At 44.0% G+C, this 13,203-nt stretch carries 9 protein-coding genes and 1 other annotated feature; of the genes, 6 read left to right on the top strand and 3 right to left on the bottom strand.

Translation table 11 applies throughout. The annotated features are described in order from the left end of the window. Positions 1 to 68 precede the first annotated feature (68 nt). Positions 69 to 1,667, top strand: coding sequence for an ABC transporter substrate-binding protein (locus MHI51_RS22140; protein WP_076278168.1), 1,599 nt, complete (start codon positions 69 to 71; stop codon positions 1,665 to 1,667). Between the two features lie 73 nt (positions 1,668 to 1,740). On the opposite strand, the gene MHI51_RS22135 is transcribed toward MHI51_RS22140, so the two are convergent. The 3 genes from MHI51_RS22135 to MHI51_RS22125 are packed head-to-tail and all read right to left on the bottom strand — an operon-like array spanning position 1,741 to position 6,069. Next, positions 1,741 to 3,024, bottom strand: coding sequence for an ABC transporter substrate-binding protein (locus MHI51_RS22135; protein WP_076220841.1), 1,284 nt, complete (start codon positions 3,022 to 3,024; stop codon positions 1,741 to 1,743). Positions 3,025 to 3,042: 18 nt separating this feature from the next. Beyond that, positions 3,043 to 4,287 carry a response regulator gene (locus MHI51_RS22130; protein ID WP_076277683.1) on the bottom strand — a complete coding sequence of 415 codons (1,245 nt, stop codon included), beginning with the start codon at positions 4,285 to 4,287 and terminating at the stop codon, positions 3,043 to 3,045. Positions 4,288 to 4,299: 12 nt separating this feature from the next. Further along, positions 4,300 to 6,069, bottom strand: coding sequence for a sensor histidine kinase (locus tag MHI51_RS22125; RefSeq protein WP_076277682.1), 1,770 nt, complete (start codon positions 6,067 to 6,069; stop codon positions 4,300 to 4,302). Positions 6,070 to 6,415: 346 nt separating this feature from the next. Between MHI51_RS22125 and MHI51_RS22120 the strand changes: the two genes are divergently transcribed. From MHI51_RS22120 to MHI51_RS22100, 5 genes are all read left to right on the top strand, one after another. Then, the gene (locus MHI51_RS22120; RefSeq protein ID WP_405173262.1) at positions 6,416 to 8,665 is read left to right on the top strand and encodes a stalk domain-containing protein; all 2,250 of its coding nucleotides are present in this window, start codon (positions 6,416 to 6,418) and stop codon (positions 8,663 to 8,665) included. A gap of 220 nt (positions 8,666 to 8,885) precedes the next feature. Continuing rightward, the gene (locus MHI51_RS22115) at positions 8,886 to 9,347 is read left to right on the top strand and encodes a Fur family transcriptional regulator (RefSeq protein WP_036682896.1); all 462 of its coding nucleotides are present in this window, start codon (positions 8,886 to 8,888) and stop codon (positions 9,345 to 9,347) included. A gap of 2 nt (positions 9,348 to 9,349) precedes the next feature. After that, positions 9,350 to 9,613: a membrane protein insertion efficiency factor YidD gene (gene yidD, locus MHI51_RS22110; protein ID WP_036682893.1), complete on the top strand. Its 264-nt coding sequence runs from the start codon at positions 9,350 to 9,352 to the stop codon at positions 9,611 to 9,613. A gap of 40 nt (positions 9,614 to 9,653) precedes the next feature. Continuing rightward, positions 9,654 to 9,914 (top strand) — a binding site (T-box leader). A gap of 47 nt (positions 9,915 to 9,961) precedes the next feature. Then, on the top strand, positions 9,962 to 11,974 hold the full coding sequence (gene metG, locus MHI51_RS22105; protein WP_405173261.1) for a methionine--tRNA ligase: 2,013 nt from the start codon (positions 9,962 to 9,964) through the stop codon (positions 11,972 to 11,974). Positions 11,975 to 12,177: 203 nt separating this feature from the next. Beyond that, complete coding sequence (locus tag MHI51_RS22100; RefSeq protein ID WP_076220976.1) at positions 12,178 to 13,176, top strand: metal ABC transporter solute-binding protein, Zn/Mn family; 999 nt, start codon at positions 12,178 to 12,180, stop codon at positions 13,174 to 13,176. Positions 13,177 to 13,203 lie beyond the last annotated feature (27 nt).

The following is a 13,203-nucleotide window of genomic DNA, read 5'->3' as shown; positions in this document are numbered from 1 at the left end:
CGCTTTATGCTAAGGTGTGAACGGCCGATTCAGCATATATAAATATTTTGAGGGAGGTTATGGTGTATATGAAAGCTGTTAGAAAAAGCGCACTAATGACACTATTGCTAACGATGGTACTGAGTCTTAGTTTAGCAGGCTGCGGTGGGAATAACGGGAATAATGAAGCAGCTTCACCTGCTCCAAGTGAAAATGCAACCGCTACCAATGCTGCTGCTACGGATGAGCCAGCCGCGGATCCTACTGCCGAACCGGCAAAAGAATTGGAGCCTTATACCGTCAAGTTAATTTATGTCGGTGCCGTGCAAAAGGATGAAAAAGCTGTAGAAGATGAAATCAATAAGTTATTGGAACCAAAAATCAACGCCAAATTGGATATCGCACCGATCGATTGGGGTCCATGGGACAATGATGTCAATCTGAAAATTGCGAGTCAGGAAAAATTCGATATCATCTTTACAGCTCAATGGAAGAACTACGTAACGAATGCAGCTAAAGGCGCTTATCTCCCGATTAATGACGATAACGGCAAATATGGTAATCTCCTAAATGAATACGGCCAAGGGATTCTAAAAAATCTGGATCCACAATTCTTAAAGGGTTCCGCGATCAATGGTGTGAATTATGCTGTTCCTACAAATAAGGAGCTGGCTGCACAAGGTGGGGTTGTCTATCGCTCCGATATTGCGGATGAACTGGGCATCGATATGTCGAATGTGAAATCCATCCAAGATCTGGATGCAGTTCTCAAAGTAGTGAAGGAGAAAAGACCTGACCTGACTCCATTGTATTTCAAACAAGGTGAGACCTTTAACTCACAGTACATGGCACAATACGATACCCTTGGTGATGCTGCCATTCCTGGTGTTCTGCTTAAAGATTCCTCAGATACTAAGATTCAATCGATGATTGAGATGGATCGTTATAAAGAGATCATTAAACTTACTCGTGAGTATATGAAAAAAGGTTATATTAACAAAGACGCCGCAGTTGCTACGAATTCGACTCAGGATGCAATGAAGGCTGGCAATGTCTTTATGACAGTGCAATCGCTTAAACCAGGTAAAGATAGTGAGTTGGCTAATGCTACCGGCTTGGTTGGCAAGCTGAAGCAAATTGCATTCAATGATCCAACGATTTCTACAAGTGATGCTGCTGGATCTATGCTTGCAATCTCCGCTTCCTCTGGTGATCCGGCTCGGGCCATGATGGTGCTAGATATTCTGCACACAGATAAAGATATCAACAATCTGCTTGTTTTCGGTATAAAAGGTGTTCACTATGAAGTCGTAAGTGGTGATACGATCAAAGCTACAGATAAAACAGCTGATTATAATACGGCTGCAGCTTGGATGCTTGGAAGTCAATTCCTGAACCCAGTGTGGGAAAGTGAAGCTCCAGACAAATGGGAACAATTCAAAGCCTTTAACTCTAAAGGTAAAGCCTCTGTAGCGCTTGGTTTCAACTTCGATGCCTCCTCAATGAAGACTGAAATGGCTGCTTGTAAAGCTGTAATGGATGAATACGACATTAGTTTGGATACGGGTTCTGTTGATCCTGATACCGTACTGACTAAGTATGCTGATAAGCTGAAAAAGGCAGGGCTCGATAAGATTATTGCAGAGAAACAAAAACAGCTGGATGCTTTCCTGGCTGCGCAAAAATAAAGCGAAAATGAATTCAAAAAAGGCTCTCCCCGGCAGGTTAATTTAGCCGGGGAGAGCCTTTTTATGATAGTACTTAGCGGAAGGAGCTGTCTATTTGCTTTGCGGCTTGAACAGCAAGGGTCCAAGCCAGTTCAGGAGTTAGCTCGCCTTTTTCAGCTTTGGTCAAGTATTCGAGCATGCTTGTCTCCACGTCAGCGTGATGAGGGCCGTAGTAGGTCGGAATTACTGCTTTTGCTGCTGACGAAAGGGTCAGACCAAGCTCTGAATTAGGAAAATAGGGATCGTGCAGATCGTGGATCTCTGGGTCATCATAGATTTCGGGGGTGGAAGGGAAAGCCCCTTGTACCTTGAAAGAAACCAATTGCTGCGCTGGTTCGGTCAGCCATTTAATAAGAGCAAAGGATTCATCAGGATGATTACCTGTCTTTGGTAAGGTCAGAACGGAGCCTCCGCGATTAGCACTGTTTTCTGGGATTTGTGTTACATTCCATAAACCGCTGGCAGTTGGAGCACTGCTCTTGATATGACCAATCATCCAAGCCGGACAGAGCATGACTGCAAAATCTCCGTTGAGCAGGCCTGCACCCCAGCGTTGGGTATCCACTGCAATACTGGCGGACAGATTTAGCTTAAGGGCTTGAATTGAGAAGTCCCAGGCTCGTTTGACCGCTGGATTGTTGTCGAGGATCAATTCTTGTGTTGTGGGACTGTAATATTGAAGCTTGGACTGACGTAGAAGGGTGAGATAGAGGTTCTCCAAGTCATTTACAAAAGCTTTTCCTGTTCTCTCCTGTACTTTGGTGCCCGCTTCAAGGAATTGATCCCAAGTTTGGATTTCTTTAGCCACTTCTTCTGGTTTAGTAGGGAGGCCTGATAATGCGAATATATCCGTTCGATATAACATGGCATAGGGACCAATTTCCGTTGGTAATCCAAAAATAAAATCATTACCCAGCACCTCCTGCCACTTCCAATTCAGAAATTGGTCCTTCAGATTGTCAGCATCAAAAGTGTTTAGATTATAAAAATAATCAGGAAACTGTTTGAAGCGATCCAAATAGCTAATATCAATGGCAGCCACATCCGGCGAACTGTATCCAGCTGCGAATGAGGTCTGTAGCTTGGCTGGAAGCTGCGTGGAGGTGGAGGTCTGAATATGAATCTCTAGCTCGGGATGCTGGGATTGATATTGGTCAATGAGCGACTCAAGACCTGATCCAGCAGTGAGCCAGATGTTCAGCTGTATCGGGTCTTGTAAAGCGGTATCTTCCTTGGAAGGGGAGAGCTGACAACCACTTGTATTAAGTAACAAGCCAAATGTTAATAGGACAGTAATCAACTTACCATTTACATTCAAGAGAAACACACCTCTGCTTTATTTGTTGTGCTTCTGAAATTCCTGAGGAGTCATCCCCATGTATTTCTTGAAAATGAGACTGAAATACGCAGGATCCTTAAAGCCTACTAATTCGCTAACCTCATATACCTTGAGAGTAACATTTTCTAATAATTCAGTAGCTTTTTGAATACGAAGTTTGGTAAGAAAGCTAGAGAAAGGTTCCCCTACATCATCTTTAAACAATCGGCCGAGATAGGTAGGATTCATATACAGTTCGTCTGCGATCATCTTGAGGGAGAGATTTTCTTGGAGCCGGGAATTCATAACCTCAATCATCATAGAGATTACCCTGCGTGTTGCCTTTACTTGTAGTTGTTCAGCTAGCTGTGGAGAAGCCGAATGCACGGAGAGGTCTCTGAAAAAGATAACGGATGGCGTACTCTCTTTTTTGACCTGCTGACAAGCTTCCAGACTCTCATGATAGGCGGTCGCGAGTGCCCCCAATTGATAGTGAGGGTTGGAGACCCCTGCACAGAATGGCGATTTCAGAATACCCGACAGCTTATGCAGCAGCTCTTGTGTCAATACCTCATCAACGCCGTTAGGCTGCTCAAGGGGATAGAATAATAGCATGATGGCTTCCTGCTCCTCTTGAATGCCAACAACGTTGGCGTACAGCGCAAAACATTCTTCTAATATATTAACGACCGCTGCATACATGGCTTGTTCCGACCAGTTCTGGGGCATGCCCACTCCAAGATGGTTTACGGTTACGACTACAAAGGAATGAAAAGGAGGAATAAGTTGTTCTTCAAAATAGGGTAACGGGATGCCGTAAAGAAGATCAGATAAGCGTTTCTCCCGAAGGTTTTTTTCTCTCAGATGCGTTAATTGCCTTTGCTGTTTCTTCAATTGAAGACGTTCATATACGCCTGTTGCGACCTCAAGAATATGTTCTACTGAATTTGGTTTAACCAAATATTCCTTTACACCATAACGGATGGCTTGACTGGCATAGGTGAAATCCTGATAACCTGTGAGCAGCACGGTTTCAGTGTCTGGATAACATTCATGGATATGCTTTGCAAGTTCCAGCCCATCCATACCGGGCATTCGTATATCGGATATCACCAGATCAACCATATGCTCTTTTAACAGTTGCACAGCCTCTAAACCGTTCTCTGCCGAGCCAATAATGCTAAAGTTGTGATTCGCACTTCCCAGCATTTCTGACAGAGAACGGCGAACAAAACTTTCGTCGTCCACGATTAACACATTCATCGTTGTGCCCCCTTAACTTTGATCATACTGTAATGGAACAGTGACCTTCACAAATAAGCCACCCAGTTCGCTTGTTGATAGCTGTAGACCAAATTCCTGTCCGTAGATTAGCTCTATGCGATGATTTAGATTGGATAGTCCAATTCCGGTATGAAGCAGCTTCTCCGGATTAACCTCACCGCCGACTAATGCATCTGCCATACTTTCCTCGCTCATGCCGTCCCCGTTGTCTTCTACAGTTAACACCAAAGATGTTCCTTCACTATAGGCGCGTATGCGAATTAGCCATACTTCCCGAAGTGTGGGTTCAAGTCCATGAGTAATGGCATTTTCGACAAGTGGCTGAAGGGTTAATTTCATAAGCTGGCCATTCATAACCTCAGGATTTACAAAAAGATCAATCTGCAATTTGTCCTCGTAGCGCAGCTTCTGGAGAAAAATGAATCGTTCTAATTGCTTTAAATCCTCCTCAACTGTAACGAATTCGGATCCGCGGTCAATACTATAGCGAAGCAGGTCACTTAGAGCGAGTACCATTTGGGACTCATCCTGCATGCGTTTGTTGGCGAGCGACCAATAGATTGTATTCAAAGTGTTATAAAGGAAATGCGGGCGGAATTGTGCTTTGAGTGCTACGATCTGAGCTTGCTTTTCACTGATTTGTTTGCTGGATAGGTCAGCGATAGTATGATCCAGGTTTTGGAGCATCGAATTATAGCTTGAATATAGGATAGCCATTTCTTTGTTCATGGTTGTTTTTACAAAAGGTAAAGTAGTTCCCCGTTCGACATTGCTCAGTTTGGTTGCCAGATTACGAAGTGGCTTGGATAGGGTCCAAGAAAAAAAGAAAGTAAATAGTAGGGCAGCACCCATCCCCAGCAGGCCAATTAAAATAATATTCCGGCGAATCGTATTTAAATCTTTAACAGCGTCTTTAGAATCAATGTAAGCAAAAACGCTCCACTCGCTATAGTCGGAATAGGCATAGGATACGAACAGATTGCGTGAGTTTATTTTTTGTGGAATGATTCTGGCTTTATGATTGCTGAATTGTTTTAGAAGCCCGTCGTTCATATAGAGTCCAATTTCTTTTGGATCTGTGGAATAGACAATGGTGTTAAATGAATCAACAACTTGGATTTTCTCATTTTTTCCAAGGTGAAATTGGCTGACAGCGTTATGGATGACCTCGACAGGGAGAACAAGAAACAGGGTTCCTAACCGGTTTAGATCATTCCAATCATTAATTTGTCTGGCTCCCATCACCACAGGAATATTACCGTTCTGCCATACATCTACACCGAACCAGACCATTCGGCCTTTATTCTGTGCTATAGCCGGAAACCAATAGGCATCGCGGATTTCCTTTTCGCTGTCCCAGATGACCTTTAAGGAACTGCTGTTGGTATACACCTGATCATCGGACAGCCCGAGCAGCTTGAACTGGATGTCAGAGTTTATGGAACGTGTCTGTTGATCTATGTACCGAGTGATTTCCATGGCGTCTGTACGAGGTGAACGTGACAACGCTAAGTCTCCCAAGGTTTCTTGAATCAAGGGACTGAACATGATCGTAGAAGAAAGCTTATCGTTATCCTGAAGAATTGCGTCCATTTTACCTTGAAGTTGCTTTACGGATTCCAGGATATATTGGTTGGAGCGGTTTAGAACAGCTTGAGAGGAAGAACGGTAGGACAAAAAAATGGTAAATCCTACGATGGTGAAGATGATTAGAGAGAAGCCCATGATTAATTGAACGAGGATGGAGATTTTTTTGGACATGTTATCCCTCGCATGTAAAAGATATTCTTCCATACATTGTAACAAAAGCAAATGAAAGCGAATATAGGCAGACGAAAAATAAACATATTTATAGAAAAAATCTCATTTTTTTCAGGGGAAACAGCGTGGTTGTCCAACGTTATTTAATACAGCGTTAATCTTTCTTTACTTAATAATGAAACTTTTTATGGTGGTATGCGTCTAATACTATGTTTGTTATGACGATCGTGGCAAAAGCTTTTTGCCGCCCTACCGTGGGTGGCAGCATTTTGCGGGGAATATAAGAGGAGTATGAAAAAGACAGAGACCTACTTATATTTACAAATAGGAGCAGAGGAGTTATATCATGGATTTGAAAAAGTTAACGTTAGTTGCTGTTTTGGCCGTATCTCAGGCCGCCGCGGCAGTACCGGCTTTTGCTGAAGCTGTCAATAATACCCCAAGTAATACTACTGTAGTAGGAACAGTTGTTTCAGCTGCGCCGGAGGTAATGCCAGAATCTACTGATCCATTGCCGCCATTGCAGACGGAGACACCAGGAGGAGTAGTGTCACCGACACCAACTCCAATTCCTGCAGAGACAGTTGAACCTACAGCAACAATTGCACCTACAGCAACAATTGCACCTACAGCAACAATTGCACCTACAGCAACTCCGCTTCCAACTGCAACACCTGGTGTTACTACAGATACTACTACAACAACAGATGGTGCTCGTGCTGCGGTTAGCAATCAGCTTATCCTTATGATGAACAGCAACAAAATGTATCAGAACGGCCAGGAATATTTGGCTAATCAGCCTATGGCAGTGAAAAACGGCGTATCCTACGTTTCGATCCGGGCTATGGTAGAACGTGTAGGCGTGAAATACGTTTATGATTATAAAACGAAAGAAACCATTGTTACCAAGGGAAGCGACGTTATGCGCTTTAAGACCGACAGCAAGGTCTATACAGTTAATGGTGTAAAGAAGACAATGAAAGGTCCATCTTACCAATACAAGGGTACTTTCATGGTTCCATTGACATCCATAACTGGGGCACTGGGCATTCCTTATACTGTTGATAATGTACAAAAGCGAGTAATCCTTACATTAAACAACAAACCTAAAGCTTCTTTCACAGTGCCAACTGAAATTTACGCCGGCGAACCTGTGAATTTCGTAACCTCCAGTTCTTCACCAAATGGTATAGCTATTGTGAATGAAAGCTGGGGAGGTAACAAGCAGGATATCTATGATCAACCAGGATATTATGTAGTAACCTATTCCGTAATGGATGCGAATCAACAGTGGAGTGATCCTTACTCCATGACCATCACAGTGCTTAAACCTAATACACCTCCTGTTGCTAATTTCACTACAGACAAGGATTCATATAAGATGGGTGAAATGATTACTTATACCGATCTAAGTAACGATCCTGATGGTGATGAAATTACCGTAACTTGGACGAACAAGGCAGAGGCTTTCTTTACTCCGGGACCAGCGACAATTGCGGTCCAAGTAAAAGATTCACACGGCGCGATCAGAACCTTTGAGAAAACCGTTAATATTTCGGATGAAATCTTGTACAGTAAAGAAGATTTCAACAGATTATTTGCATCTCCGGGCAGTGTGTTTAGCATCGATGGATCAATGGTTCCGACTTGGCAGCAAGTAGCTTATAATCTTTCTTCCGAGCCTTATAAACTAATTCGCAGCAACAGTCCAGAAACGGTGTATACAGAAGGTGTTACTTATCGTGAGACTTCATTAGGTAAAACACGATTCTTAGTCCACCATAAGAACAACCTGAACATTAATGCGAAGGTTTATGTAATTGCTACGAATAACAATCTGTACCCAACGACGCTTACAACAGAGTATGTTGGATTTGCAGGGCCAAACACATTCCCAGAAGCAACCGGTAAAATGTCTGTAGAACGTTACTGGAAGTCAATGCTTACAAATGAACATTATAAAACGATTGTTCTGCAACCAGGGGAAAGCGTCTCAATTCTGACCGATCTTAACAAAATTGCGATGAAACCAAGTGAAATTGTTTCACTTCAAGCGGACTTATTTAGTGATTATCCAATCGATTATAACGTCATGTTGATTGATGCGAAAAAAGATCCACTGACTACACTTCCAACACTTCCAATTCTGGATCGAGACGGAGTGCATAATCGGGGAACTTACGAAGATTCTACTCGTATTATCACGGTTAGCGATGAGGTAGGGAAAGCTCCTGCAAAACTTCTGCTAGGCGATAATTACAGTGATAAGAACCTGGCTGGCGTAGACCCAATGGCAGGTACGGAAGCATCCAATGCCGGTAATTTCGGGGTATTATACAAGATCAGATTCGAAAATGTTGCACCAAACTCATTGATTACGTTTAATCCACGTGGCGGTAACTATATGGGGCCGGTTATGGTTAATAACCAAATCGTGCATATGCCAAGCGTGGGAAGTCTCTCGAATGCTGATATGAACAGTGTGGTTTATCGTAGTGGTGAGTATGGAGGTTCTGTGGAGATTTTATTCACAGCAGCTTCAGGCAGTAACTTGCCGGTCAATTTCCTCATCACTCCACTTCCAGCAAAGAAATAACAGAATAGGAATATCCCTATAAGCTCTATTGGGGAATTATCTACATTAAAAGCCCGGCTGAATATTCCGTCAAGGAATACGCAGCCGGGCTTTTGTGTAAACATAATAATTCAGAGGTTGCGTAGGGGTGCTTCATGGTGCTTCATTGACGGGGCATTTATTTTGGGGCATTATTAAGAGAGTGAAATATAAATGAACTGATCTTATGGGAGATGAGCGTATGCTGTCGACAGAACAAATATTAGAAGTCATGTCGGGGCAAGGACTGCGAATCACCGACCAACGCAAAACGCTTGCCCAGTTATTCGGCGAGAATAAGGGATATTTGTCAGCGAAGGATGTATATGAGCATATGGGCCGTAAGTATAGCGGACTTAGCTTTGATACGGTGTACCGCAATCTTCGTGTAATGGAAGAGCTTGGTGTGCTTGAACAGATTGTCTTTGAAGACGGAGTGAAGTTCAAGGGAAGCTGCAATCATCAGGATCATCACCATCATATGATCTGCCTTCAATGCCAAAAGACCTACCCGATTAATTTCTGCCCGATGAATTTAACGGATACACCCGATCAATTCCGGGTAGTCAAGCATAAATTTGAGGTGTTCGGTTATTGCAAAGAATGTGAAGAGAACCGGGAAGAAGAATTAGTTGCAGCATCAGATAAACAAAAGGGACTTTAGAAATGGTGACCCTACGCAGAACGATTCAGGCGCCTATTCGGGTGTATCGCAGGTACATTTCCCCTATTAAACCTGCAACCTGCCGCTTCTATCCAACCTGCTCTGCCTATGCCCTGGAAGCCATTGAAGTCCATGGTCCATTGAAAGGCTCATGGCTTGCAGCTAAACGGATTGCCAGATGTCATCCCTTTCATCCTGGAGGACTTGATCCTGTGCCGCCTCTACAAGATGAATCTGCTGAGAAGGATTCTGCCCCTGCGACTTGACATGGGGCCTTACCATTGGGTATATTCACAAGTAATAGTATGAATTCCGAAGAACGGATAAGTAAATCGTTACGTCCATTACAGAGAGCCGGAATATGCTGAAATCCGGTATGGAGCGTTAGATTGAATATGGTCCGGGAGGAACTGTGTTCGAGCGGGAACTGCAATTGTGGTTCACGTAAAATAACAGCGTGATCCAGCGTTAATGGACAGTTCCCGCGAGGGAACTGGCGAAGCCTGCGCTCTGTGAAGAGACAGGAAATTTGGGTGGTATCGCGTGAGTTATACTCTCGCCCCATTATGGGGGCGGGAGTTTTTTGTTTTTTAATAAGAAAGGATGATTACTGAATGAGTGAGAAAAAAACGTTTTACCTAACGACACCAATTTATTATCCAAGTGACAAGCTACATATCGGACATGCTTATTCAACCGTGGCAGGAGACGCAATGGCCCGTTACAAACGTCTGCGCGGCTACGAAGTGCGTTATCTAACCGGTACAGACGAACATGGACAAAAGATCGAGCGGAAGGCAGAGGAAGCAGGAAAGACCCCTCAGCAGTTCGTAGACGACATTGTTGTTGGTATTAAGGAGCTATGGCGTAAGCTGGACATTTCGAACGATGACTTCATCCGTACTACGGAAGAGCGTCATAAAAAAGTGGTACAGGATATTTTTGATCGGTTGCTGCAGCAAGGAGACATCTATAAAGGTGAATATGAAGGCTGGTATAGTATCCCAGATGAAACCTTTTACACAGAAACGCAATTAGTTGATATAGTGCGTGATGACAACGGTGTGATTACTGGTGCAAAAAGCCCAGATAGCGGCCACCCGGTTGAGCTGGTGAAGGAAGCAAGTTATTTCTTCCGGATGAGTAAATATGCGGATCGTTTGCTGCAATTTTACGAGGAGAATCCAGAGTTTATTTTGCCGGAATCCCGTAAGAACGAAATGATTAACAATTTCATCAAACCCGGACTGGAAGACCTTGCAGTTTCCCGTACAACCTTTGATTGGGGCGTAAAAGTTAAGGGCGACGAGAAGCATGTCGTGTACGTGTGGATTGATGCGTTGACTAACTATATTACAGCTCTGGGGTACGGTTCCGAGGATCGCAGCTTGTATGACAAGTTCTGGCCTGCGGATGTACACATCGTTGGTAAAGAAATCGTTCGTTTCCATACGATTTACTGGCCGATCATTCTGATGGCGCTTGGTGAACCCCTTCCGAAAAAGGTATTTGCCCATGGCTGGTTGCTCATGAAAGATGGAAAAATGTCGAAATCTAAAGGTAACGTAGTTGATCCTGTGACACTGATTGATCGTTATGGCTTGGATGCATTGCGTTATTACCTGCTGCGTGAGGTACCGTTTGGTTCGGATGGCACGTTCACACCGGAAAGCTTTGTAGACCGGGTTAACTATGACCTTGCCAACGACCTTGGTAACCTGTTGAACCGTACAGGGGCTATGGTTGAAAAGTATTTTGCAGGCGAGATTCCGGCATATGAAGGAAATGTAACAGCATTTGATGGTGAGCTTCAAGCTGCGGCTGAGAGTACTTATGCCAAAGTAGAAGAAGCAATGGAAAAAATGGAGTTTTCCGTGGCGCTGACAGCTATCGGAATATTCATTAGCCGCACCAACAAATATATCGATGAGACACAACCTTGGGTGCTTGCCAAAGATGAGAATAGAACCGCCGAGCTGGCTTCTGTGATGCGACATCTGGTGGAAGGTCTGCGTACCGCTTCAATCCTGCTGCAGCCGTTCTTGACACAAACACCAGCGAAGATCTGGGAACAGCTGGGTATTGAGCCTGGTGAGTTAACGACTTGGGATAGCGGTAAGACCTTTGGCCTGATTCCGGCAGGAACAAAGCTGGTGAAAGGCAATCCAATCTTTCCACGTCTGGATGTGGAGCAAGAGGTAGCTTATATTGCCGAGGCTATGGGCGCTGGTAAAGCTGCGGCTGAAGTGGCGGAAGCGGCTGCTCCTGCTGCTGCAGACTCCGAGCCAGTGGAAGAGCATAAAGAGGAAATCGGCATTGACGATTTCGCTAAAGCAGAGCTGCGGGTAGCTCAGGTTATTGCTGCAGAGCCAGTGAAAAAAGCTGACAAGCTGCTGAAGCTGCAACTGGATCTGGGTTATGAACAACGTCAAGTGGTTTCTGGTATCGCGAAATTCTATACACCGGAAGAGCTGGTGGGATGTAAAGTGATCTGTATCGTAAACCTTAAGCCGGTGAAGCTGCGTGGGGAGTTGTCCCAAGGGATGATTTTGGCGGCTTCTAAAGGTGACCAGCTAACGATCGCTACCGTGCCGGACAGCATGCCAAACGGAGCAGTAGTGAAATAAGACAATCCTGTTGTGGAAATTTTTTAATGAGGTTGCTTGAACAAGGGAATGCTCCTTCAGCCGGGTTGGTTGTGGGAGCATTCCTTTTTTATAAAGGACGATACCGTCTTTCTTCTGAGTGAGGTTTCTTTGTTGACTTATCGTAACGATTACTATTATACTACTAATAGTAAAATTTACGATTTGAGGGGTAGATCAATATAATGGCGGCAATGAAATCACGTATAAGTTTGCTCGTCCTTGCACTGGTACTTGTATTTACACTAAGTGCATGCGGACCTAAGAGCAGTGGAAGTATAGTTGAAGGGAAAGTAAATGTAGTTACAACCTTTTATCCTATTTACGAGTTTGCTAAAGAGATTGGCGGGGAAGATATCAATGCTATTAACCTGCTTCCGGTGGGTGTGGAGCCACATGATTGGACACCGCGCAGTCAAGACATTATCAACACTTCTAAGGCACAGCTATTTCTATATAACGGTGCAGGCTTAGAAGGCTGGGTTCCTAACTTTTTAAAAGGCCTTGATAGCAGCAGTAAAGTTAAGGCGGTTGAAGTAAGTCAAGGTATTGATTATATCATGACCGATGAAGATGACGGGCATGATCATGGGGCAAGTGAGGAAGAGTCTCATCAAAATGAGGACACGGATCATAACAGTAATGCCTCTGGAGACAGCCTGCATACAGATCCGCATACTTGGGTAAGTCCAAAATCAGCCATTGTCATGGCTCAGAATATTAAAGAAAGCCTTCAGTCCGTGGATCCTGAGCATAAAGAAGGTTATGAAGAGCGTTACAATAAGCTTGCGGAACGTTTGCAGGCGTTAGACAGTAAATTCAAAGAGGAGCTTGCTAAGCTGCCCAACCATAAGATCGTAGTATCGCATCAGGCTTTTTCTTACCTTGCCCGTGACTATGGATTGGATCAGCATGCGATTATGGGACTTTCGCCAGACGCTGAGCCGCGCGGACAGGATTTAGTGAAGCTTGCGAAAATGGTAAAAGATGAAGGGATTAAGTATATCTTTTTTGAAGAGCTTGTCTCCGATAAACTGGCTAAGACTCTGGCCGCCGAAGCGGGCGTTTCCACTATGGTGCTTAATCCGGTAGAGGGACTTACTGCGGAGCAAGAGAAGAAAGGCGATAATTACTTCACTCTGATGGAGAAAAATTTGCAAAATCTGATTATGGCCTTACAATAATAAGGAAAGTATAAGGGAAAGGCGGTA

Source organism: Paenibacillus sp. FSL H8-0260 (assembly GCF_045040625.1).
GTDB classification, from domain to species: Bacteria; Bacillota; Bacilli; order Paenibacillales; family Paenibacillaceae; genus Paenibacillus_AQ; species Paenibacillus_AQ odorifer.
Note: the sequence above shows the minus strand (reverse complement) of the source record. Positions and strands in the feature narration are given on the sequence as shown.

What these genes read in the sequence shown, in the direction of transcription:
- MHI51_RS22140 (WP_076278168.1), top strand. Translation starts at nt 69, where the DNA reads ATGAAAGCTGTTAGAAAAAGCGCACTAATGACACTATTGCTAACGATG.
- MHI51_RS22130 (WP_076277683.1), bottom strand. Translation starts at nt 4,287, where the DNA reads ATGAATGTGTTAATCGTGGACGACGAAAGTTTTGTTCGCCGTTCTCTG.
- MHI51_RS22125 (WP_076277682.1), bottom strand. Translation starts at nt 6,069, where the DNA reads ATGTCCAAAAAAATCTCCATCCTCGTTCAATTAATCATGGGCTTCTCT.
- MHI51_RS22120 (WP_405173262.1), top strand. Translation starts at nt 6,416, where the DNA reads ATGGATTTGAAAAAGTTAACGTTAGTTGCTGTTTTGGCCGTATCTCAG.
- MHI51_RS22115 (WP_036682896.1), top strand. Translation starts at nt 8,886, where the DNA reads ATGCTGTCGACAGAACAAATATTAGAAGTCATGTCGGGGCAAGGACTG.
- yidD (WP_036682893.1), top strand. Translation starts at nt 9,350, where the DNA reads ATGGTGACCCTACGCAGAACGATTCAGGCGCCTATTCGGGTGTATCGC.
- metG (WP_405173261.1), top strand. Translation starts at nt 9,962, where the DNA reads ATGAGTGAGAAAAAAACGTTTTACCTAACGACACCAATTTATTATCCA.
- MHI51_RS22100 (WP_076220976.1), top strand. Translation starts at nt 12,178, where the DNA reads ATGGCGGCAATGAAATCACGTATAAGTTTGCTCGTCCTTGCACTGGTA.